We start from the raw sequence: 22,311 nt of genomic DNA, 5'->3' as shown, positions 1-22,311 counted from the left end.
TGGATCATCAGGGCAGTTCCAGGCCCGCCGCCGCGCAGTCCGCGCGCAGCTGGGCCAGTTCGTCGGCGGTGGCGTCCACCAGCGGGGGTCGTACCGGGCCGGCCGGCAGGCCCTTGGCCGCCAGGCCCGCCTTCACCAGGATCACGCCCTGGGTACGGAAGATGCCGGTGAACAGGGGCAGCAGCCGCCGGTGCAGGCTCAGCGCGGTCGTGGTGTCCCCCGCGTCGTACGCCTCGATCAGCTGCTTGGCCAGTACACCGGTGAAGTGCGTCGACGTGCCGACCAGGCCGACGCCGCCGACGGCGAGCGCGGGCAGGGTCAGCGCATCCTCCCCGCTGTAGTAGGCCAGGTCGCTGCGGGCGAGCACCCAGGAGGTGGCGGTCAGGTCCCCCTTGGCGTCCTTGACCGCGACGATCCGGCCGTGCTCGGCGAGCTTCACCAGCGTATCGGTGGCGATCGGCACGCCCGAACGGCCCGGGATGTCGTAGAGCATGATCGGCAGCCCGGTGGCGTCCGCGACCGCGGTGAAGTGCCGCAGCAGGCCGCTCTGCGGCGGCTTGTTGTAGTACGGGGTGACCACCAGCAACCCGTGTGCGCCGGCCTTCTCCGCCGACGCGGCCAGCTCGATGGTGTGCCGGGTGTCGTTGGTGCCGACCCCGGCGACGATCCGGGCCCGGTCGCCGACCGCCTCCACGACGGCGCGGATCAGGGTCTCCTTCTCCGCGTCGGTGGTGGTCGGCGACTCGCCGGTGGTGCCGTTGACCACCAGCGCGTCGTTGCCCTGCTCGTCGACCAGGTGGTTCGCGAGGCGTACGGCGCCGTCGAGGTCGAGGGACCCGTCCGTGGTGAACGGGGTCACCATGGCCGTCAGCAGTCGCCCGAACGGGCGCGACGCGCCCCGGTCGGGGGCGGCAGGGTGGTCGTGCGTCATGTTCACAACCTAGCGGACGACCACCGGGGCTCCGGCGGGGAAGGGCGCAGGAGTCACTCGGCGTGCGGGCTGGCCGCCACCTCGGTGCCGTCCGGCAGGGTGGAGGTCACGAAGTCGGCGAAGACGTTCGGCGCGACGCCCTTGAGCTGCCGCAGGCACTCCACGGCCAGCTCGCGGATCTCCACGTCGGCGTGCTCGGTGGCGCGCATCTTGATGAAGTGCCGCCAGGCCCGGTAGTTGCCGGTGACCACGATCCGGGTCTCGGTGGCGTTGGGCAGCACCGCCCGGGCCGCCTGCCGGGCCTGCTTGCGGCGCAGCGTCGGGTTCGGCTCGTCGGCGAAGCGCTGCTCCAGGCCCTCCAGCAGCTCGTTGTACGCCCGGACGCTCGCCTCGGCGGCCTCGACGAACTTCTTGTGCAGCTCCGGGTCGTCGGCGATCACCGCCGGCTCGACCATGGCGGCGTCCCGCTCCGGTACGTACCGCTGGGACAGCTGGGAGTACGAGAAGTGCCGGTGCCGGATCAGCTCGTGGGTGAACGAGCGGGACACTCCGCTGAAGTAGAAGCTCACGGAGCCGTGCTCCAGCACCGAGAGGTGCCCGACCTCCAGGATGTGCGCCAGGTAGCCGGCGTTGGTCGCGGTGGCCGGGTTCGGCTTCTTCCAGCTCTGGTAGCAGGCCCGGCCGGCGAACTCGGCGAGCGCCTGCCCGCCCTCTGCGTCGGTCGACCACGGCACCTCGTCCGGGGCCTGGAACTGGGTCCACGCGATCAGCTTGACCTGAGGCTGCACCATCTCCGGCATTCCTGGGACTGTAGTGGCCGGACGCCCGGTGGCGAAACTTGGACGCGCGGACGTGAAAGCGGCCACCATCAGCGAATCCCGGACACGTCCCGGTCGCGGCGACCGACGGGTGCCCAAGATCTCGCAGCGCGGGCAGCTCTGTTCGTCCGCCTATGGCCGTGACAGGCAGGAGGCGCCGCGACGGGCAGGACGGGCCGCGAGGCGGAGTCGGGCACGGATCCCCGGGCCCGGGGCCGGTCAGACGTAGAGCGCGGTGAAGGGCGCCCAGGGCAGGTTGCGCAACACGGAGAAGGCGAGCCAGGCGGCCAGGAAGCCGCCGATCACCTTGGGGCTGAGCCGCAGCTCCGGCAGGCGCCAGCCGAACGCCTGGTTCCCCGCCCAGGCGACGAAGAGGTAGGCGAGGAAGGGCAGCGAGAAGACGAAGAGGAAGTGGTGCCGGGCGGCGGCCGGCAGATCGGCGTGCAGCACGTACCAGAGGGCCCGGGTGCCGCCGCAGCCCGGGCAGTCCAGGCCGGTGGTGAGCTTGAGCAGGCAGGTCGGCCGGGCGTCCGGGTCGCTGTGGGTGGGGTCGCTGACCAGCGCGTACGCCATGCCCATGCCGACGCAGCCGAGCGCGGCCAGCGGCACCGCCCAGCGTGGGGCGCGCTCGTGCAGGCGGATCACCAGCCGGGTGAACCGGTCCGGCTCGACGGGCTGGTAGGCCGCCGGCTGCGGCCAGCCGCCGGCCGGGACCTCGCCGGTGGGCCAGGCCGCCGGCCCGGGCTCCGCGTGCCCGGCGCCGGGAACCACCGGGGCGGTCAGGGCCGTCGGGGAGACACCGTCGGGGACCTGCTGGCCCGGCTGGGTGGCCGGCCGGTCGACGCTCGTCACGCGCTCACCGTACACCGGCGACGCCCGCCAGCGCGGCGGCCAGCGGCACCGCGAGGTCCCCCGCCACGGGCGGGGCCACCGCGTCGAGACCGAGCCATCCGGCCAGCCGGTACAGCTCGGCGGCCAGGGCCACCGCGGTCTCCCCCGGGTCGGCCCCGGGTTCGATCCAGGCGGCCGGCACGAGCAGCACGCCCGCCTTCCGGTCGGCCTTCAGGTCGACCCGCGCGGTGAACCGCTCCCCCTGCAGGAACGGCAGCACGTAGTAGCCGTGCACCCGCTGCGGGGCCGGCACGTAGATCTCGATGCGGTAGCTGAAGCCGAAGAGCCGCTCGGTGCGGGCCCGCTCCCAGACCAGCGGGTCGAACGGGCTGACCAGGGTGTTGCCCCGCACCCACCGGGGCAGCCGGGCCTGCGCGTGAAGGTACGCCGGCTGCCGCCAGCCCGGCACCGTGACCGGCGTCAGCTCCCCCGCCTCGACCAGCTCGGCGACCGCCCGCCGGGCGCCGGCCAGCGGCAGCCGGAAGTAGTCGCGCAGCTCCGGCTCGGCGGCCACGCCGAGCGACCGGGCGGCGACCGACACCAGGGCGCGCCAGGCGTCGGCGTCGCTCGGCGTGGGCGCGTCGAGCACGGCGGCCGGCAGCACCCGCTCGGGCAGGTCGTAGCGGCGGGCGAACGAGGTGGTCCGCTCGGCGGCCGTCACCTCACCGGCCCAGAACAGGAACTCCAGCGCCCGCTTCACCGCCGACCAGTTCCAGCCCCAGTTGCCGGTCTCCCGGGGCGCGTCGTGCTCGATCTCGGCGGCGGTCAGTGGGCCCCGGGCGGCCACCTCGTCGCGGACCCAGGCCACCAGCTCGGGCTGCTCCTGGGCGATGCGGCGCATGCCGCCCCAGGCCTCCTCGCGGGCCTTCGCCATCCGCCAGCGCAGGGCCGGCTGGAGCCCGACCGGGATCAGCGACGCCTCGTGCCCCCAGTACTCGAACAGCTCACGGGGGCGGCGGTAGGCCGCGGCGTCCAGCAGCGTGGTCGGGTACGGCCCGAGCCGGCTGTAGAGCGGCAGGTAGTGCGCCCGTTGCAGCACGTTGACCGAATCCATCTGGATCAACCCGACCCGGTCGAGCACCCGGCGCAGGTGCCGGCGGGTGGGTGCGCCGCCGGGCGCCGGGTCGGCGAAGCCCTGGGCCGCGAGGGCGATGCGCCGGGCCTGGGCGAGCGAGAGCGATTCCGGGACAGCCATCGTCGGGCACCCTAATCCACCGGTACGACGCCGGAGCGGACGCTGGACCGATCGCCCCTGAGGACATAGAACGGACGGATGCTCACCATTCGCCGCGAGGAGCCGGACGACGCCGAGGCGATCGCCCGGGTGCACGTGCGGAGCTGGCAGGCCGGCTACGCCGGGATCATGCCGGACGAGGTGCTGCGCCGGCTCAACCCGGCGGCCTGGGCGCAGCGCCGCCGGGACCTCGGCACCGCCGACCCGGAGCACCCGTTCACCACCCTGGTCAGCGCGGACGAGGGTGCGGTCACCGGCTTCGCCACGTTCGGGCCGTACCGCAACGACCAGGACCGGGCCGACCTCGACCCGGCGTACGGGGAGATCCTGGGCATGTACGTGGAACCGGCGCACTGGGGCGACGGGACCGGCCGGGCGCTGCTGGCCGCGGCCCGCGCCGGGCTGGCCGAGCGGGGCTGGACCGAGTACCGGCTCTGGGTGCTGGCCGACAACGTCCGGGCCCGCCGCTTCTACGAGCGGGCCGGGCTGTCACCCGACGGGCTGGAATCCACCTACCCGGTGCCGCTCTCCGGCGGACGTGACCCCGTCGGTCTTGTCGAGCTGCGGTATACCGCCCGGCTCGGCGAGTGACCCGGCCGGCCCCGGCTCCCGGCGGGGCCCGCCGTGGGTCGGCGTCGCCCAGCGGCGGATCGGCAGGCCGAGCAGCAGGGCCAGGCTGATCCAGACGTAGGTGTTGCTGCCCAGGAAGCCGTCCACGCCGGTGAAATCCTTCTCCCAGGCCCAGACGATCCGGCTGATCAGGAAGCCGTACCCGATGATCGCGGCGGCCAGCAGGACGCGGCGCCGGCGGCCCCGTCCGGGCGCCGCCATGGCGTTGTCCACCAGCAGGATCAGTCCGGGGATCAGCCAGACCAGGTGGTGCACCCAGGTCACCGGGCTGACCAGGCACATCATGGCGCCGGTCAGCGCCAGGCCGGTGGCCTCGTCGCCGGCGGCCACCGCGGCCCGGGACCGCCAGGCCCAGACGGCGAGGGTGGCCAGCACCAGCGCCAGCCAGGCCAGCGTGCTCGGATGCTCCGGGTCGAGCCGGGCCACCACCCCGCGCAGCGACTGGTTGGAGACGAACGCCAGCTCCCCGACCCGGCCGGTGTTCCACAGCGCCTCGGTCCAGAACTCCCGCGAGGCGTCCGGGAAGAGCGCGGCGGCCAGCAGGCTCGCCCCGGCGGCGGCGGCCATCGCGGTGAACGCGGCCCGCCAGCGCCGGGTGACCAGCAGGTAGACGATGAAGACGCCCGGCGTCAGCTTGATCGCGGTGGCCAGGCCGATGCCCACCCCGGCCCACCGGTTGCCGGCCGGCAGCAGCCGCAGCAGGTCCACCGCCACCAGGAAGAGCAGCAGCGTGTTGACCTGGCCGAAGTTGACCGTCTCGCGCATCGGTTCGAACGCGGCGGCCAGGCAGAGCGCCACCGCGAGGGCGAACCAGCGGGTCCAGCCGGCCCGGCGGGCGATCGGGTCGACCAGCCACCAGATCAGCACCGCGCTGGTCAGCACGCTGGCGGCCACGCTCACCGTGATCGCCGCCGGCCAGGGCAGGTACGCCATCGGCAGCATCACCAGCGCGGCGAACGGCGGATAGGTGAAGCCGTACTGGGTGCCGGCCTTGAGGAAGTCGTAGATCTCCCCGCCGTCGTGCACCCAGAAGGTCAGCGCGCCGTAGTACACCTTCAGGTCGAAGAAGCCGTGCCGCACGGCCGCGACGGAGAGGAAGGCGGCCACCGCCACGGCGAGCACCAGCACGCCGGCGACCTGCCCGTACGTCCGTCTGGCACCCTGCGCCACCGTCGCCCCCCTCGCCCTGCGTAGGCTCACGTGCCATGGCTCTCGGGTACGTCCGCCCGGCGCGTCCCGAGGACGCCGGCGAGATCGCACGAATCCAGCTCGCGACCTGGCGGGTCGCGTACCGCCGGATCCTGCCCCGGCACGTGCTCGACAACCTGGACGAGGCGTACCTCGCCCGGCGGTGGAACGCGGCGGTGCAGGAGCCGCCCTCCGGCGCGCACCGCGTGCTGGTCGCCGTCGAACAGGCCGAGCAATCGTATCTGGTGGGATTCGCCGCATCCGGTCCGGCCGACGCGGAGGCGCTCGCCCCGGGCGAGCCCGCCGAGGCGCTCGCCGACGGTGTGGTGGCGGTGACCGACCTGCTGGTCGAGCCGCGCTGGGGTCGACGCGGGCACGGCAGCCGGCTGCTCTCCGCCAGCGTGGACCTGTGGCGGGAAGACGGCTTCACCCGGGCGGTGGCCTGGGCATTCGACGGGGACGAGGCGACCCGGAAATTCCTCACCAGCACCGGCTGGGAGCCGGACGGCGCGGCCCGGGCGCTGGACGTGGACGACATGCTGGTCCCCCAGCTCCGGCTGCACGTCGCGGTGCCCACCGAGCCGGCCACCGAACCGGCCGCCGGGGCCTGATCGTCCCGCCGCCGCACGTCGGCGGTACGCGCTGTCGGAGGATCGGCCTACGGTGGCTCCATGACCACGGCGACCGCGAGGACGACCGGCGACCTGGAGGAGTTCCGGGTCGAGCTGACCGGCTACGCCTACCGGTTGCTCGGCTCGCCCTTCGACGCCGAGGACGCGGTGCAGGAGACGCTGCTGCGGGCCTGGCGCGGCCTCGACCGCTTCGACGGCCGGTCCAGCCTGCGCACCTGGCTCTACCGGATCCTCACCAACGTGTGCCTGGACCAGCTTCGCGGCCGCGGGCGGCGGGCCCTGCCGATGGATCTCGGCGCCCCGGCGGCGCCGGTGGCGGCGTCGCTCGGCGAGCCGGGGCCGGTCGGCGACTGGCTGGAGCCGATCCCGGACGCGGCGGTGCTGCCCGGGGACCCGGCGGAGCTGGCGGTGGCCCGCGAGTCGGTCCGGTTGGCGTTCGTCGCCGCGTTGCAGCACCTGCCGCCCCGGCAGCGCGCGGTGCTGATCCTGCGGGACGTGCTGCGCTGGCACGCCGACGAGGTCGCCGAACTGCTCGGGGCCAGTGTGGCGGCGGTCAACAGCGCCCTGCAGCGCGCCCGGGCGACGCTGGCCGACGTCCCCGAGGCCGGCCGGCCCGCCGGGGCCGACCTGGACGACGAGCACCGCGACCTGCTCGACCGGTACGTGGACACCTTCGCCCGGTACGACATCGACGCCCTGGTCGCGCTGCTGCGGGAGGACGCCGTGCAGAGCATGCCGCCGTACCCGATGTGGCTGCGCGGGGCGGTCGACATCGGGCAGTGGCTGGTCGGGCCGGGCGCCGATTGCCGGGGCTCCCGCCTGGTGCCGATCGCGGCCAACGGAGGCCCGGCCGTCGCGCAGTACCGGCCCGATCCGGATGGCGGCCACCGGGCGTTCTCGATCCAGCTGCTGGAGTTCTCCGGCGGACGGATCTCCCGGCTCACCCACTTCCTCCAGCCGGGCCTGTTCCCCCGCTTCGGGCTGCCGCTCCGCCTCGATCCCTGACCCCCGCTCTGCCAGAGGGCCCAGGCAGCGGAAGCCGACGCGGACGGACGCTGGCCAGGCCCCCTTTTGGTGGGAGCCCAGCCAGCGTCCGTGGGTGGGTCGGGGTCAGCTGGAGTAGCCGCGCTCGGCGACCCAGTCGGCGACCTTCTGGTCGCTCATCCAGTAGTGCCCGTCCCGGGCGTACGGATCGGCGATCTGCAGCGTCTCACCGCCGTTGCGGTACCCGATGATGGTCAGGTAGTGCCCGTCCGGGTACCTGTGCGGCACGCCTTCGGTGTCGACCGCCGTGCCGGTGATGTTGGCTACCACACCGCGCTTGGCGTCGATCGCCTCGACCACGTCAGCGCGCAGCTTGTCGACCTGCTGCGCCTGGGCGGTGGGACCGTTGATCTCGGTGGTGTCGTAGCCCCCGCCGGTCACGTCGTTGAGAACTCGGGTGGTCTCGCTGGCGGAGCTGGTGCCGGCCTTGGTGGTGCCGAGCTTCTTGGCGACCTGTTGCTGACTGAGGATCTTGCCCTGGGTGGACAGCGCGATCCTGGTCGCGGCCGGGGCGCAGAAGTAGGAGTTCGGCTGGCGCTGGTAGTCGTGCGCCAGCACCCGCTTGCCCGCGTCGGTCGGCGCGGGCTGGGCCGCGTGGACCGGCCCGCTCTGGGCGGGAAGGGCCTCGGCGGTGGTCGCCGGACCGAGCATGGTGCCGGTGACCAGGAGACCGACGGACAGACTCCGGCTGAGCGTTGCGTTCATGTCAAGCTCCCATCGGTTGGCGCCTCCGGGGACCGGAGACGCAAGCACGGTTGGGATGAGATCGCCCGTCGTACGCCGGAGGTCGTTCGCCTCCGGCCGGCCCGGATCTCCCGGGCTCTCGATCGGCTTCCTCGGGCGCTCAACAGCCGGTTACCCGACCGGGGTCCGCGGAAACGGCACAGCTTACCCGAGTAGGAGGGAAATAGGGGCAGCTTCGGGAGATGCCCGGGCCCGGATGGTTGGTTTTTTTCTGACGACTCGCTCCGCCGTGCCCGTCTGCGGCAATCCGCAAATCCTGAGTCCGACTCATGTTAGCGTCGAGTGGTCACGCAATGTGACCTGCGCCTCATGCGCGCACCCATGAGTGCCCGATCGTCGTCCCAGCAACGAGTGACGAGACCGACGCGACGGCCTCCCGTCCCGTCCGTCCACCCGCGCGAAGTCCACCCTGAGGAGGAATCGTGCAGGATCGGTCCGACAACCCGGGTCGCACGCGCTGGGGGCGCTTCCTCGCCCTCCTGGTGCCCACTTCCGCCGTCGCCGGCGCGATCGTGCTCGGCATGTCGAACGGGGCGATGGCCGCCTCGTTCGCGGTCTCCGGCCAGACGTTCAAGGTCTCCGCCTCAGAGTTGCGCGGTGAGGGCTTCGTCCAGTTCGGCGGCATCGCCCAGGAGGTCGACGGGACGAAGCATCCGGTCGCCGTCACCGGCATCCGGAAGGCCGAATTGTTCGACCTGTGCCAGTCGGTGAAGACACCCGGCGTCCCGGTGGTGCTCACCATTACCGCCGGTGGGGGCGGCCGGCCCGCCACCGCGAAGGACCTGTTGATCGACGTGGAGTCGCTGGAAGGCGACGTCGTGTTCCAGAACATCAACATCGGGCAGGACGCGTCGACCCTCCAGGGCGGCCCTCCGGGCGCGACAGGCGACCGGAAGGCCTTCGGCCAGCAGGCCGAAGCGGTGAACATCAAGAACCTTCGACAGGTGGCCCGGGCCACCCATGCGGGCACGTTCAACCTGACCGGACTGAAGCTGAAGGTCAACGTCGGGTCGGCTGCCAAGGAATGCTTCTGAGCTGACCGCTGGGCTCGCGGAGAGCACGCCCGTGAGCCCAGTCCCGTCAACCGGCAGGAGGCACGATGTGACAATTGTCCAACTGCCACGACGCGGCCGCCCTGGGCTTGCGTGGCACGGCTTCCGCCGCTGGCGACGGGCCCGCCCGTTCTGGGGCGGCCTGCTCACCGCACTGGGCGGTCTGGAAATCTTCGGCACGACCCAGATGTCACTCAGTGGTCTCACCTTCCAGATGGGGCCGACCGGCTTCCTGTCCTGGCTGATACCCGCCATCCTGGTCACCTGCGGGCTGTTGATCTGGTTCAGGCCGCAGCAGCGGATCTTCTACGCCGTGGTCGCCGCGGTGACCGCGCTCTTCTCCTTGATCGGGGTGAACCTCGGCGGCTTCTTTCTGGGTCTGATGCTCGGCGCGGTGGGCAGCGCACTCGGCTTCGCCTGGGTGCCGGGGGCCGCACCGACCGTCCCGCCGGGTGGCGGGTCGGCCGCCGACGGCAGTGAGCGGCACGAGCCGGCTCCCGACGAGGGCGCCCCTGACGGACCGACCGACGCCGAGGACGGGCGTGACGAGTCGGCCGAGAATGAGCCGGCGGCGCGGGACATGCGGACGCGCGGTGCGGACCCTGACCTGCTGGACCGGGAGACAGCCGGCAACCCGCCGCTCCCGAGCAGCCGGCCCTCGTCGAAGAGCTGATGTCGGAAGCGGACGGCACCGGGCCGCGGCTGGCGCGGCCCGCGTCCGCCGGGTGTGACGAGGCGACGGCGCCCGGGAGGGCGACAATGCCGACCTCCGCACCGTCGACACGATCGAGCTGGGCGGCCCGGCGAGCCGGAGGATCGGCGGCTCCCAGGATGCCCGGGCAGTCCGAGCCGCGGCTCTTCGCGGCGCTGCTCGGGCTGCTCGGCCTGTCTGCCGCCGTGGCACTCGCCGCCCCGGAGCCGGCGCGGGCCTGCGCCCCGGCCGGTTCGGCGCGGGCGGTGACCGCCGCCCCCGAGCCCTCAGCTCCCGATACCGGCTGCGCCACCCCGCCCCCGTCGAGCGGCGGGGGCGGGGTGGGGCGGATGTGGCCGTGGCTCGCCGCCGACCCGACGCAGCCGCTGGCCGCCGGGAGCCGATGGAAGCTGACCGGGTCGGCGGTGACCATGACCGGGCTGCGTCTGGACGGCATCGTGGACCTGCCCACCGCCGAGGGCAGCCTGAGGGCGTTGAAGTTCACCATGGACCAGGCGGTCGTCGACGACTTCCTGCTCCGCTCCACCGGGCCGGCGGACCGGACCACGCTCTTCGCGGCCGATCGGATGACCCTGCAGGGGAAGGTCGCCCTCTACACGACCCGCTTCGCCGGCCGGATGGTCGGCATCGACATCATCCTGACGCCGGACCTGCCGTTACCCGACGGCATTCCGGCCACGCCGCCCAGCCCGATCACCTTCACCGACACCGCCGTCGACCTGGCCTTCGTCGGCAGCGACGCCCTCACCGCCGGGCCGACCCTCAGGGTGGCCATCGACTGAGCCGCCCGGATAGGCCGGATAGGTAGGTGGATCGGGCTCAGAGCCGGCGGGCGGTGCGCCACCGGTCCGGCCAGTAGCCGGTGCCGTCCAGCAGGGGTGCCCCCGAGAGGTCGCCCATGGTCGGACCATCCGTCTGGGATCGGCTGGAGATGAACCGGTGATGCCCGCCGTCATCGATGCCGAGGTAAATACCTGAATGATCGACCTGGCCGGTCGGTATTGGCTGGGCGTTGAAGAAGACCAGGTCGCCGGGGAGCAGGCGGTCCATCCCCCGGGCCCGCTGACCCGAGTTGGGCATCAGCTGGACGCCCGGTCCGAACTCGGCCATCGCGAACGCCCGGCGGGGAAGGCCCTCCCCCGGCGTGTTCGTGCCCCGGAGCGGATAGCCGAGCCGGTGACCGTAGACCATCCGCAAGAAGCCGGAGCAGTCCAGAGAGAGCTGGCGCTGCGGCTCGGGCACCCCCGCCTTCCCGTCGAGGAACGACCACGGCAGGCCCAGGTAGTCGAAGAAGTCGGAGCGCTCCTGCCGACCATCCGGGTCCGTCGGATCGATCGGCCCGAACGACGCGTCACCGGAATACTGCTGTCCCTGGTTGTCCTTCTTCACCGGGGCCCCGTCGACGTACTCGAACGCGATCGCCAGCACGTCCGGCGAGCGGTCCTTGCGGGTGGCGCCGAGCCAGTCGACGAACCACTGCTCATGTTCGGCACCGGCGTGCCACGCCTGCGGCGCCAGCCGAACCCAGACGTTGCTCTCGACCTTGGCATCGGTGAAGCGGGGCTCCTCGAAGGTTCGGGACGGGCCGTAGATGTTCGCGGTCCGCGCGCCGTCGGTCATGATCGCGACCGGCTGTCCGGAAGAGTCCAGGATCTCGGTGCGATCCGGGCCGGTCGACCGCTGGTAGGTGTACCCCATGGCACCGCGCGTCGGGCCACCGTCGGCCTTGGCGGCGCCCAGGGTCAGCTCCGGTTGATCCGAGGGCGACGGCCGTACCACGATGTAGGTGGCCATGCTCAGCGCCACCACCACGGCCAACATGGCCAGGGTGAGCAGCGGAGTCCGACTGCGAAGGTACCTCAGGTACCTCATGCCTGTTCTCCTTTCGCGACTCGATCCCGCAATCGGTCAGGTCACTGGCACGAAACCGGCGACGACGCCGCTGTACGCGACCCCGAAGGTGATCCCGGTGACCACGAGGGTTGCCAGGATGGTGGCCCTGGGCGGCTGGCGCACCAGCTGGTACGCGATGAGGCCCGGGATGACGAAGCCCAGCGTCTGGTGGGCGAACAGCAGCGGGAGGTCACGCTGGACGATGACGAACAGCGTCAGTTGGAGTACCACGCTGACCAGCACGATCGCCGCGAACAGCCGCTTTCCGTAGAGGATCACCACCCGTTGCAGCACCCGGGCGATGAGGTAGGTCAGTACGGTCACCGCCACGACGATGACCGCCTGGAGCTGGTCCTCGATGAGGGTCAGCGCGATCCAGCCCGGCGTGATCATGCCGCCGGGTGAGAGGTTGGTGGTCAGATAGCACAGCAACGCGAACACCAGTCCGATGCCGAGGCTCGCGGTGGCCAGTTGGGCACTGAGTTCTCCGCCGAAGGTCATCGTTGCGTCCTTTCCCAGGTCGGCAGGCGAAGCGTGGAGCCGGACTCCGAGCCGTCCTCGCAGGTCCACCCCGGCAACCTCGCCAGCTCGTGCAGCAACACCTCACCCTGCCCGTGAATGTTGCCGACGGCGACGATCGAGGAGTCGTCCGGCGTCGCCGCGGTGACGCCTTCGAGCAGCCGGCTCGGATCCGGCTTGCCGCCGAGATCGACCACCCGGTCCTGGAGTTCCGCCGGTATGGCCGTCCGCGCGCTCTTGGTCACCTCTCCGATCAGGATGATGGTCTCGGGCCGTACCCGACCGCTCAGCTCGCCCATCTGGCCGTTGCGTTCGATCCGGTCCGGTCGGCAATTGATCACCATGGTCAGCGGGCGGGTGATGAGGTGCTGGCCCTCCAGCTGCTGGATGTTCATGAAGGTCGACTCGGGGTCGTTGGCCGCGAAGATGTTCGCGAACCGCATGCGCTTGTCGCCGTGCATCACCCGCGCCACGGACAGCACGCCAGGGTCCGGCGGCGCCTCCCACATGCCCTTGAGTGCGCTGTGCCGGTCGACGCCCAGTTCTTCCGCAACGGCCAGCGCGATGGCGACGTTCTCCTTGAAGGTGATCCAGCCGAAGCCGTCCATCTCCTGGTCGGTCACCGACTCGGGGTCGACCGCGACGAGCCGGCAGTCCCGCCGCTCGGCCTCCTCCTGCAGGATCGCCAGCCGCTCCCGCTCTGCGGTGACGCAGACACCCCCGACCGCCATGGACCGGCTCAGGGACCGGGCGACATCGTCGAGGGTGGGGCCCATTTCGGTGAGATGGTCCTCGCGTACGTTGCACAGCACGCCGATGTTCGACCGGATCAACTTGCTCTGGTTGACCTCCTGCAGCGCCGGCATCACCGCCATGCACTCCATGACCAGGACGTCCGGGTGGTACACGGCGGCCCGCCGCACGATGCCGATCTGCTCGGCCACGTTCGCGATGCCGAACTTGCGGTGCACCGGCTCCTCGGTGGCATCGGGGAAGATGAAGCGCGCCGCGGTGCCGGTGGTCTTGGCCACCACCACCCGGCCGCCACCGCGTAGCGCGCCGGCACAGAGCCGGGTGATCGAGCTCTTGCCCCGGATGCCGTTGACCAGGATCCGTTCCTGGATCCGGTCCAGGTTCCGATAGTGGTTGCGCTGCTCGACGACTCCCGCGACCAGCAGAGCCAGGGAGCACATGACGAGCACGATGTAGAGGTACGCCACGTCAACCCCTTTCGTCTCGATCGTCGGGGCGATGATCGGCGCCATCGCCGGGTGGTGACGCGGCCCGATCGGCATCAGGCGGCTGCGGGACCTCGGGGAGGACGATGGTGAGGTCCTCCTCCGCGCCGCGCAGACGGGTCGCACCGCCCAACCGGCTGGAGCCGGTGTGCCGGACCTGACGGCAGATTTCGAGACACATCGCCAGAGCGCCGATGTCGTCGTGCCGTTGGGGCGGGATCGGCTGCTCGACCGAGCCGTCGTTGATCCGGTCGGCCTCGGTGGCGAGCCGTCGCAGTGGCCGGGCGAAGACGAAGTACTGCCACACCTGGCTGAGCAGCACGCCCCCCGTCGCCAGGCCGGCGACCAGCAGAGTCCACCGGCGCCCGTCGCTCTGCGGCAACCGCAGCCCGGCCAGGTCCTGCTCCACCACGAGCGACCACTTCAGCGGAGCGACCGTGTTGGGCTTGTTCAGACCGGCCGCGGCGATCAGTGCCGGAGCCCCGGCGGGCGTCTTCGCCATACCGACGGTGCCACCCCGCAACGCCTCGGCGGCCGCTGCCCGCGCCGTTCCTTCCAACTCCTGGAAGGCGCGGAAACCCTGCGAGTCGAAGACGGTGCGCAGGTCCTCGTCCACCACCCGCACCTGCCCGTCCACCGCACGCAGCATCTCCAGCAGGTAGTCGATGTTGAACTCACCGACAACGGCGACCCCGTTGGTGGCAACCCGCCAGGCGTAGACGACCGGAACGCGCGAGGTCTGGTTGTCCAGATCGATGCCGCTCTCACCCCGCAACGGCTCGTTCCGCAGCGGATCACGTCCCGCAGAGCTGATCACCGATCCGTTCTGGCCGAGGATGTAGAGGCCGCGGAAGCGATTCTTGTCGGCCATCTCGTGCTCGAGGACCGGGGTCATCTGCGCCGGGTCGCCGGCCTCGGTCGCCTGGGAGATGCGGACCACGGTCTGCAGGCCGTTGTTCAGCGCCTTGCCCATGACGGTGCTCGCCGCCTCGGCTCTGCTCTCCTCGTCCCTGACGAGTTGGTCGGGTATCGACGGCTGTGCGGTGCGGAGCGTGTAGCCCGCCGCCGCCGCAGGCCAGAGCAGAGCCGCCACGGTCGCCAGGCTCAGGACAAGCGTCGCGGTCGGGCGCCACCGCCAGCGCCACCACCTGCGCGGGGCGCTGGGAGCCGAGAGGTCGCCGGAGGTGAAGGCCAGCGCGCGGGCGATCCGGTGCGCCTCGGCCACCCCCAGCCAGTGCCGCTTGGTGGAGGTGTCGCCACAGGCGTTGGCCCTGGCCTGCTGCAGCAGCGACCTTACCGGGCGGACCACCGCCAGCCGCATCAGCAGGAAGCCCGGCACCGCCAGCGCCAGCAGCGTCAGGCCGAGCAGGAAGCCCTGGAGGGTGGAGGTGCCTCCCGTCTCGTCCGCGACGATCAGGGTGGCCACCGTCGCCCCGGTTTCCCCGACCGGCGCGGAGGAGACGACGAGTTGCTTGTCCGGCCACTCGGTCACCCGGATCGCGTGACCCTCGCTCGAGCCCGACTGTGCCAAATTGCGGAACACCACCGGCAGGTGGACCTCACTCACGGCGCTGACCCCCTGCATCAGGGTGCTCTTGCCGTCCGGTGTGATGACGAAGACGCCCTGCCGTGCGGTGGGGTTGAGCCGCAGCTCGTCGACGTTGATCGGTTGCACCGCCAGCAGGGTCCGCGCGTCGTCCAGCTTGCTGCTACGCACCAGTGCCGGGCCGTCGTCGGTGGTGATCGGGATCGTGTCCTTGTCGGGCAGCACCGGCGGTAGCTGCCCGAACGGCACACCGGTGCCGGCGGTCGCCAGGGGGCGGCGGGAAGCGTTCTCGACGATCGCCACTCCGCTCCAGTCCGTACCATTGCCGACCAGCTGTTTCACGAACTCCGCATCCGGCATCGACGGGGGACGGCCGGCCACCCGCTCGTCAAGATCCTCGATGGAGTGGTTGATGGTCAGTCGCATGCTGGAGGCGACCTTCAACACGTTGTCCTGCTGCGAGTCGATCACCGCCGGAGGCACGGCGCGCTGACTGTGCACCGCGAACCCCAGCACGAGGGCCGCGGCCAGCACCATGGTCGACCAGAGATACACCAGCGACGGCTTACCGGAGCCCGCCGGGAAGCCGGCGGCCGGCAGCTGCTGGTCGAGGGCTCGCCGCCGCCAGGCGACCACCTGCTCCTGTGACGGCGAGCCGCCTGCGGCCGCTACCGGGGCGCGTCCGCGAAACGCCTCCTGGCCGGTCCGCCGCTCGGAATCCGGCTCCTGCCCACTGCTTTTTTGTCCCATGGCGACCCCTTCCCTTCCGCGGGCATCGGAAGTTGCACGGTCAAAATCAATTGTCGAGCGAGACAGGGTGAGGGAACTTCACCCTGGCGGGATGAACCCGAGCCGGCGGCGGAGCCTCACGTTGGCCACCGCGGCTGTCGGGGCGGGCAGGCAGATGGAGCGCGCCGCGGTCGGGCCGGCCGCTTCCGGCCGGGAGCCGGTTCAGCGCCGCACGTGCAGCCCGGCGGCGAGCGCCCCACGGCTGTCGAGGTATCCGGTGATCCGATCCATGGTGGCGGTGTAGCGGGCACGCCGGCGATCACCGGCGGGCAGGTGCTCAAGGGTGCGAGGCAGGTCCACGACGCGGATGGCCGGTTCGAGGGAGAGCCAGATCGGGATCGCCTCGGCCCGGGTGGCCACCCACCGCCCGTCGGGCCTCTCGGTGAAGGTGAACTTGGCCAGCACCCCCTCCCGATTGGCGTCCTTGGGAAAATCGTGGCGGGCGAGGGTGTTTCCGACGCCGTAGGCGATCCACTTGTCGCCGGCCCGCTCGAAGGGCTGCACGACGTGGGCGTGGTGACCGATGATCAAGTCGATGTTCGGGTCGGCGATGAGCTGTCTGGCCCAGGACTCCTGCTCGCCGTCGGGGGGGTGCTGCATCTCCGTGCCCCAGTGGGCGGAGAGCACGATGATCTGGGCGCCGGCTTTTCGAGTGGCGGCGGCGGCGGCACGGATCGCGGCGACATCGATGCGGTTGGCCAGCCACGCCTTGCCGGCCGGCGGCTCCAGGTCGTTGAAGTTCATCGCCCAGGACAGATGGCCGATCTTGACGCCGTTGACCTGGTACATGGTGGGCGTGGCCTGCTCGGTCGCGTTCCGGAAGGTGCCGGTGTGGCGCAGACCGGCGGCGTCGAGGGCGTCGAGGTTGTCGTACACGCCCTGCTCCCCCTGGTCGAGTGCGTGGTTGCTGGCGGTGGAGCAGGTGTCGTAGCCGGCGGTCCGGACCGCGGCGGCCAGGTCGGTGGGAGCCCTGAAGCGCCGAAAGTCCTTGGGCTCACCGGGCCCCATCGGGGCCTCCATGTGGCAGATGGCCAGGTCCGCCGATTCGACGGCGGGACGGATCGAGGCGAAGATCGGGTCGAAGTCGTAGCCGGAGCGGCCGGCCGCCCTGGCGTCGGCCCGCGCCTGCCGCCAGGTTGGCGGGTGGACCAGGATGTCCCCCGAGCCCAGGATGCTGACCTGGCGCGGCGTGCCCGCCTCCGGCGCGGCGGCCGCGGCCGGCTGCGGGGACAGGCGCTCCGGGACGGCGTCGGCGGGCTGCGCCCACCCGCCGGCGGGGGTGACGACGAGCGCGGTGGCGAGCACGACACGGACGGCGAATGCACGCATCGGCGGTCCTGCTCCTTTCCTGGGCTGGATGGCGCGGCGGAGTCGAGCACGCCGTCGCCGCGCCCCCGCCGAACCGACCGGTAAGTCGTGTCCCGGCGGATCGGCGAGCTTCGCAGCAGGCGCATACCCTCACCGGCGGTGCTAACGCCCGGTCGCGCCGCCGTCCCGGCGCTGGTCCGCCGCGCCGAGGAGCTGCTTTCCGCGGACCTCGATCGCGGTGAGGCCACTGTCCAGTGCCATGACTCTCGGGCAGGGGTGCTCGCGGGTCACGAGGTCAGGCAGGTTCAGGGCGATTCGCCTGTTCGCTTCGAGCTCGGAGGGCGCATCCCGCTTCCCGTCACACTTGCGGGTGATGTCCTGTCCGCTGTAGTGGCCCTGATCGAGTGCCTGGGCCGGGCTCATGCGGTCGACCAAGACGCCCACCAGGGTCTGGGTGACGTAGTCAGGAATGTGCGAGCCGCCGGCGGCGCCGATCACGAGCTTCAGCTTCTTCCCCTCGCGGTCGAGCACGAGCGTCGGTGCCTGCGAGGCGGTGGGCCGTTTCTTCGGTTCCTGGACGTTCACCGGCTTGCCGGGCGAGACCGACAAGGTGTCCGTGAAGTTGTTCAGCGCGTTGTTCAGCATCATGCCCCGCGCCTCCAGGTGTGACCCGAAGTGACTGTTGTTGGTCGTGGTCATGGAGATGGCGTTGCCGTCCGCGTCGACGATGCTGGCGTTGCTCGTCGGGTCGCCGACGTCCGTGGTGGCGGGTTGGTCGCTGATCGACGGTGCGGGTGGCGGCACGTTCGGAGGGGTGCCCGGTTCCACCGGATGGATCGCCCGGTCAGGAGAGTAGAGGGCGAACCGGTTGTCCAGGTACTTCCCGTCGAGCAGCCCGGCCACGGGCACGTCGTGGAAGTCCGGGTCACCCACGTACGCCCGGCGGTCGAAGTTCGCCAGGCGGCTGACCTCGATGGAGAGGTGGATGCGGTCCGCCGAGGCGGGCTTGGTCCTCGCCACCTGTCCGCGTTCGAGCATCCCGAGCATCTGCAGGGTGGCCACTCCGCCGAACGCTGGCGGCGCCGCAGTGCAGACCGACAGGCCGAGCGCCTTCCGGCACACCTCGGGGCGCTCCACCGCGGTGTAGTCGGCGAAGTCCTGCGCCGTCATGAGACTGGGGATCACCACCGGACCCGCGGTGTTCCCCTTGAGCTTGAGGGGCCCCTTGGCCGCGTGTGCCGCGATCGCCGGGGCGATCTTGCCCGCCGGGTCGTAGAACGCGTCCGCGCCGCCGTCGCGGATCTCGCGCAGCACCTGAGCGATCTCGGGGTTGCGCAGCATCGTTCCGACCGGCTTCGGCTCGTCGCCGTTGCAGTAGCGGGGGCGCAGGTCGGGGTAGTTGCAGCGCTTCCGCCCGTTGAAGCGCTCCTCGAAGCCGTCGTGCAGGCTGGCGGACATCGGAAAGCCGTTCGCGGCGAGCCGGATGGCGTCGTCGAAGAGCTCATCCCACGGCAGGGCACCGTATTCGCTGTGCACCGTCGAGAGCACCCGCAGGGTGCCCGGGACACCGAACGACCGTCCGCTTGCCCCGGCCGCGTTCGGGAACCGATCCGTCCTGAGCGCAGTGCGTTCCTGCTCGGTGGGAGTCCGGACATTCTCGGTCACCTTCTCCGGGGCTCTGGCCAAGCCGTCAAAGAACCGGATCTTCTCCTTGTCGTCGTCCCAGTAGTTGATGAGCGTGCCGCCCGCCAGCCCCGAGGCGTGCGGCTCCACCACGGCGAGCACGGCCTGCACCGCTACTGCCGCGTCCGCAGCCCGGCCGCCCCGCGCGAGGATCCGGCAACCGGCCTCACTGGCCAGAGGATGGGCGGCCGCCACCATGAACTTCGTACCCACCGCATCGGTCTTGCGGCCGCTGGTCGCATTCGCGCAGACGTCCGGGGGCGCGACCTTCGCTCCCGCTCCGACGGGCACCGTCGCGGCTGGCACGGCGAGCGCGAGCACCAGGGTGGAAATCAGGTGGTGCAGCTTGCGTGCGGACATCTCACAACCCTTTCGGCACTGTTGCAGAAACGGGGCGCCACGCTCAAGAAGCTCCATTTGCAGGCGGGGTCCGGCTGCTCCGGGACATGTCGCTCGGGACCTGGCCCACTCGACGAGGATCCGGCCGGCGGACACCGCAGGTCGGCCGCCCGGCCCACGCAGGTCGTGGGCACGCCAACGGCCGAGCAGAAGCTGACACCGCTATCATCCTGGCCGCCCGAACGGTGGCGCAGGGCATCGCTGGAAGTCGTTGCGGGCGGGACTGCTGTGCCAGCGGTGCGCAGCAATGACCCAGGAGTCGTCGGCGTCCCGTCATCCTCGATGCCCAGGAACCGATGCACCTCGGCCCACAGGGCCGCGGCGTCCGCATGGTGCCCGGCCCTGCCGCCGATACCCGTTACCGCCCGGGCGTCGACACCGTGCCGGACCCTCCGGACCTGGGTGAGCACGCGGGTGAGCCTGCGCGCCCACCGTCGGGACGACCGGTTTCCGGCGGGGTCGGCCAGCAGCGCCGCCGCCGTCGTGCTGGCCGGGCGGAACCGGGCGCACCGCGGCCCGCCCCGCCCGGTCGTTGCGGGCCCGCGCCCCGGTCAGCCGGCCGCGCCCGCCGCTGCGTTGTGGCGCACGGTCTCCCGCTGGTGGGCGGACCGGTGGCTCAGTCGAGCAGGGCGTCCAGGCCGACGGTGAGGCCGGGACGGTTGCGGACCGCGCGCACGGCGAGCAGCACGCCCGGCATGAAGGAGGCCCGGTCCAGCGAGTCGTGCCGGATGGTCAGCGTCTCCCCGGTGGTGCCGAACAGCACCTCCTGGTGGGCGACCAGACCGGCGGCGCGCACGGCGTGGACGCGTACCCCGTCGATCTCGGCGCCACGCGCGCCCGGCACCTCGTCCTTGGTGGCGTCCGGCACGGGACCCAGGCCGGCCTCGGCGCGGGCCGCCGCGATCAACCGCGCGGTGTGCGTCGCGGTGCCGCTCGGGGCGTCCAGCTTGCGCGGGTGGTGCAGCTCGATGATCTCGACGGACTCGAAGTGCCGGGCCGCGCGGGCCGCGAACTGCATCATCAGCACCGCGCCGATGCCGAAGTTGGGGGCGATCACCACGCCCACGCCGGGCTTCCGGTCCAGCCAGCCGCGCACCCGCTCCAACCGCTGCTCGGTGAAACCGGTGGTGCCCACCACGGCGCTGATGCCCTGGTCGATGCACCAGTGCAGGTTGTCCATGACGACGTCCGGGGTGGTGAAGTCGACGATCACCTCGGCGCCCGCGTCGGAGGCGTTGAACAGCCAGTCACCCTGGTCGATCATCGCCACCAGGTCCATGTCGGAGGCCGCGTCGACCGCCTTGCAGACCTCCATGCCCATCCGACCGCGCGCACCCAGCACGCCGACCCGGATCGGCTCGGCCGGGCTCTTCTCCTGCTCGTCAGTCACGGGGCACAACCTATCCGAATCGGGACGGCGTCACCCGTCCGGACCTCCCCACGTCCCACCCACCGGCCAAGGTCCACTCCGGCTGCGCCGGATCGCGGCCTCCCGCCATGACGGACGGCGCGAGCTGCCGCATCCCACGCCGGGTCACCGGTGGGCGGGGCGGTGGCGGGCAGGGATCAGGCGGTGAAGTCGTTCGCGCCGAAGGGGCCGACCACCGCGAGCGACATCGGCCGGGCGAGCAGTTCGGCGGCGAGCGCGTTCGCGTCGTCCAGGGTCACCGCGTCGACCCGGGCGAGCAGCTCGTCCACCGGCATCAGGTCGCCGTAGAGCAGCTCCCCCTTGGCCAGCCGGCTCATCCGCGAGCCGGTGTCCTCCAGGCCCAGCACGAAGGAGCCCTTCGACATGCCCTTGCCCCGGGCCAGCTCGTCGGCGGTGATCCCGTCGGCGGCCACCCGGGCCAGCTCGGCCCGGGTCAGCTCCAGCACCTCGTCCACCTTGCCCGGCGCGCAGCCGGCGTAGACCGCGAAGAGGCCGCTGTCGGCGTACTGGCTGGCATAGGAGTAGACCGAGTAGGCCAGGCCACGCCGCTCCCGGATCTCCTGGAACAGCCGGCTGGACATCCCGCCGCCGAGGACGTTGTTCAGCACGCCGAGGGCGAAGCGCCGCTCGTCGGTGCGATCGATGCCGGGGCAGCCGAGGATGACGTGCGCCTGCTCGGTCTCCTTCGGCTCGACCAGGGTGGCGGCCGGCTTCGTGCGTACCGCCGGGGTGGCCGGGCGGTGCGGGGCCGGCACCGCCGGGTCGCTGTCCAGCGGGGTGCCGCGCAGGGCCTGGCGAACCAGCTTGACCACGGTGGCGTGGTCGAGGTTGCCGGCGGCGGCGACGACGATCTGCGGCGGCGTGTAGCGGCGCCGGTAGAAGCTCTGGATCTGCCGCCGGGTCATCGGGGTGACCGTCTCCTCGGTGCCGGAGATCAGCCGGCCGAGGGGGTGGTCGCCGTAGACGGCCCGGGCGAACAGGTCGTGCACCTCGTCGCCCGGCTCGTCGTCGTGCATGGCGATCTCTTCGAGGATGACGCCCCGCTCGGTCTCCACGTCCGCCGGTTCCAGCACCGAGTCCGCGACCGCGTCGCACATCACGTCGATGGCCAGCGGCAGGTCCTCGTCGAGCACCCGCGCGTAGTAGCAGGTGTATTCCTTCGTGGTGAAGGCGTTGGTCTCGCCGCCCACCGCCTCGATCTGGGAGGAGATCTCCAGCGCGGTCCGCTTCCTGGTGCCCTTGAACAGCAGGTGCTCCAGGAAGTGTGCGGCGCCGGCCTGCGGCCCGGTCTCGTCCCGGGAGCCGACCGCCACCCAGATGCCGAAGGAGACGCTGCGCATCGCCGGGATCGCCTCGGTCAGCACGCGCAGACCGCTGGGCAGCACGGTACGCCGTATCGTGCCACCCAGCGGGTCGTCACTCAGCGTGCGGGTGACCGCCCGCGCCGATCCACCGGCGCGCCCGGGCTGCGACCCGGTGGCGTGCCGGACGGCGCCGGACAGCGCCACCCCCCGTCGACCCGCAGGAAAAGACGAACGCTGGGCCCGACTCACGGAAACCTGCTCTCACTTCGACGAGGGGTGGGTGGTGCGGTGTCACGGCGACGGCTCCAGGTCCCGGCGCGGCGCCAG

18 protein-coding genes and 1 pseudogene are annotated in these 22,311 nt (G+C 71.8%); 5 read left to right on the top strand and 14 right to left on the bottom strand.

Annotated elements, in window-relative coordinates:
- Positions 1 to 7: 7 nt before the first annotated feature.
- The 4 genes from dapA to ACFOYX_RS23485 form a co-directional block, all read right to left on the bottom strand.
- Positions 8 to 931: a 4-hydroxy-tetrahydrodipicolinate synthase gene (gene dapA, locus ACFOYX_RS23500; RefSeq protein ID WP_322439244.1), complete on the bottom strand. Its 924-nt coding sequence runs from the start codon at positions 929 to 931 to the stop codon at positions 8 to 10.
- 53 nt (positions 932 to 984) lie between these two features.
- Entirely contained in the window at positions 985 to 1,722 is a 738-nt protein-coding gene (gene thyX / locus ACFOYX_RS23495; RefSeq protein WP_109804051.1) for an FAD-dependent thymidylate synthase, read from the bottom strand.
- 246 nt (positions 1,723 to 1,968) lie between these two features.
- A complete protein-coding gene (locus ACFOYX_RS23490; protein WP_322439279.1) occupies positions 1,969 to 2,532 on the bottom strand; it encodes a DUF2752 domain-containing protein in 564 nt (187 codons plus the stop codon).
- A 73-nt stretch (positions 2,533 to 2,605) separates the two neighbouring features.
- The gene (locus ACFOYX_RS23485; protein WP_322439245.1) at positions 2,606 to 3,835 is read right to left on the bottom strand and encodes a DNA glycosylase AlkZ-like family protein; all 1,230 of its coding nucleotides are present in this window, start codon (positions 3,833 to 3,835) and stop codon (positions 2,606 to 2,608) included.
- Positions 3,836 to 3,913: 78 nt separating this feature from the next.
- Between ACFOYX_RS23485 and ACFOYX_RS23480 the strand changes: the two genes are divergently transcribed.
- The gene (locus ACFOYX_RS23480; RefSeq protein ID WP_322439246.1) at positions 3,914 to 4,465 is read left to right on the top strand and encodes a GNAT family N-acetyltransferase; all 552 of its coding nucleotides are present in this window, start codon (positions 3,914 to 3,916) and stop codon (positions 4,463 to 4,465) included.
- Here ACFOYX_RS23480 and ACFOYX_RS23475 read toward each other — a convergent pair.
- Positions 4,364 to 5,674, bottom strand: coding sequence for a glycosyltransferase family 87 protein (locus ACFOYX_RS23475; protein WP_322439247.1), 1,311 nt, complete (start codon positions 5,672 to 5,674; stop codon positions 4,364 to 4,366). The genes ACFOYX_RS23480 and ACFOYX_RS23475 overlap by 102 nt on opposite strands.
- A gap of 35 nt (positions 5,675 to 5,709) precedes the next feature.
- Between ACFOYX_RS23475 and ACFOYX_RS23470 the strand changes: the two genes are divergently transcribed.
- The gene (locus ACFOYX_RS23470) at positions 5,710 to 6,303 is read left to right on the top strand and encodes a GNAT family N-acetyltransferase (protein ID WP_322439248.1); all 594 of its coding nucleotides are present in this window, start codon (positions 5,710 to 5,712) and stop codon (positions 6,301 to 6,303) included.
- Positions 6,304 to 6,363: 60 nt separating this feature from the next.
- Positions 6,364 to 7,329 (top strand): sigma-70 family RNA polymerase sigma factor, encoded by a 966-nt coding sequence (locus tag ACFOYX_RS23465; protein WP_322439249.1) that lies wholly within the window; start codon positions 6,364 to 6,366, stop codon positions 7,327 to 7,329.
- 105 nt (positions 7,330 to 7,434) lie between these two features.
- On the opposite strand, the gene ACFOYX_RS23460 is transcribed toward ACFOYX_RS23465, so the two are convergent.
- Positions 7,435 to 8,073 carry a C39 family peptidase gene (locus tag ACFOYX_RS23460; protein ID WP_322439250.1) on the bottom strand — a complete coding sequence of 213 codons (639 nt, stop codon included), beginning with the start codon at positions 8,071 to 8,073 and terminating at the stop codon, positions 7,435 to 7,437.
- Between the two features lie 461 nt (positions 8,074 to 8,534).
- Here ACFOYX_RS23460 and ACFOYX_RS23455 point away from each other — a divergent pair, with 461 nt between their 5' ends.
- Together ACFOYX_RS23455 and ACFOYX_RS23450 are read left to right on the top strand one after the other, a co-directional pair.
- Entirely contained in the window at positions 8,535 to 9,146 is a 612-nt protein-coding gene (locus ACFOYX_RS23455) for a DUF6230 family protein (RefSeq protein WP_109804044.1), read from the top strand.
- 88 nt (positions 9,147 to 9,234) lie between these two features.
- A pseudogene (locus ACFOYX_RS23450) lies at positions 9,235 to 10,658 on the top strand (DUF6114 domain-containing protein); the annotation flags it as partial.
- 37 nt (positions 10,659 to 10,695) lie between these two features.
- Here the strand turns inward: ACFOYX_RS23450 and ACFOYX_RS23445 are convergent.
- The 8 genes from ACFOYX_RS23445 to ACFOYX_RS23410 all read right to left on the bottom strand — a co-directional run bounded on the left by ACFOYX_RS23445 (position 10,696) and on the right by ACFOYX_RS23410 (position 22,188).
- Positions 10,696 to 11,748, bottom strand: a complete 1,053-nt coding sequence (locus ACFOYX_RS23445) for an NlpC/P60 family protein (protein WP_322439253.1) — start codon at positions 11,746 to 11,748, stop codon at positions 10,696 to 10,698.
- A 36-nt stretch (positions 11,749 to 11,784) separates the two neighbouring features.
- The gene (locus tag ACFOYX_RS23440; RefSeq protein WP_109804041.1) at positions 11,785 to 12,270 is read right to left on the bottom strand and encodes a poly-gamma-glutamate biosynthesis protein PgsC/CapC; all 486 of its coding nucleotides are present in this window, start codon (positions 12,268 to 12,270) and stop codon (positions 11,785 to 11,787) included.
- Positions 12,267 to 13,553 carry a poly-gamma-glutamate synthase PgsB gene (gene pgsB, locus ACFOYX_RS23435; protein WP_322439254.1) on the bottom strand — a complete coding sequence of 429 codons (1,287 nt, stop codon included), beginning with the start codon at positions 13,551 to 13,553 and terminating at the stop codon, positions 12,267 to 12,269. The genes ACFOYX_RS23440 and pgsB overlap by 4 nt, the downstream gene beginning before the upstream one ends.
- Positions 13,510 to 15,822, bottom strand: a complete 2,313-nt coding sequence (locus ACFOYX_RS23430) for a HAMP domain-containing protein (RefSeq protein WP_322439255.1) — start codon at positions 15,820 to 15,822, stop codon at positions 13,510 to 13,512. Before ACFOYX_RS23430 ends, pgsB begins: the two co-directional genes overlap by 44 nt.
- Positions 15,823 to 16,023: 201 nt before the next feature.
- Positions 16,024 to 17,190 carry a CapA family protein gene (locus ACFOYX_RS23425; RefSeq protein ID WP_322439256.1) on the bottom strand — a complete coding sequence of 389 codons (1,167 nt, stop codon included), beginning with the start codon at positions 17,188 to 17,190 and terminating at the stop codon, positions 16,024 to 16,026.
- A 141-nt stretch (positions 17,191 to 17,331) separates the two neighbouring features.
- Entirely contained in the window at positions 17,332 to 19,212 is a 1,881-nt protein-coding gene (locus tag ACFOYX_RS23420) for a gamma-glutamyltransferase (RefSeq protein ID WP_322475054.1), read from the bottom strand.
- A gap of 655 nt (positions 19,213 to 19,867) precedes the next feature.
- The gene (dapB, locus tag ACFOYX_RS23415) at positions 19,868 to 20,641 is read right to left on the bottom strand and encodes a 4-hydroxy-tetrahydrodipicolinate reductase (protein WP_109804038.1); all 774 of its coding nucleotides are present in this window, start codon (positions 20,639 to 20,641) and stop codon (positions 19,868 to 19,870) included.
- Between the two features lie 176 nt (positions 20,642 to 20,817).
- Positions 20,818 to 22,188 carry a M16 family metallopeptidase gene (locus ACFOYX_RS23410; RefSeq protein WP_377534349.1) on the bottom strand — a complete coding sequence of 457 codons (1,371 nt, stop codon included), beginning with the start codon at positions 22,186 to 22,188 and terminating at the stop codon, positions 20,818 to 20,820.
- Positions 22,189 to 22,311 lie beyond the last annotated feature (123 nt).

Origin of the sequence: Micromonospora sp. GCM10011541, assembly GCF_042650725.1 — a bacterium.
GTDB lineage: Bacteria > Actinomycetota > Actinomycetes > Mycobacteriales > Micromonosporaceae > Micromonospora > Micromonospora sicca.
This window is presented reverse-complemented; position numbering and strand designations above follow the sequence as displayed.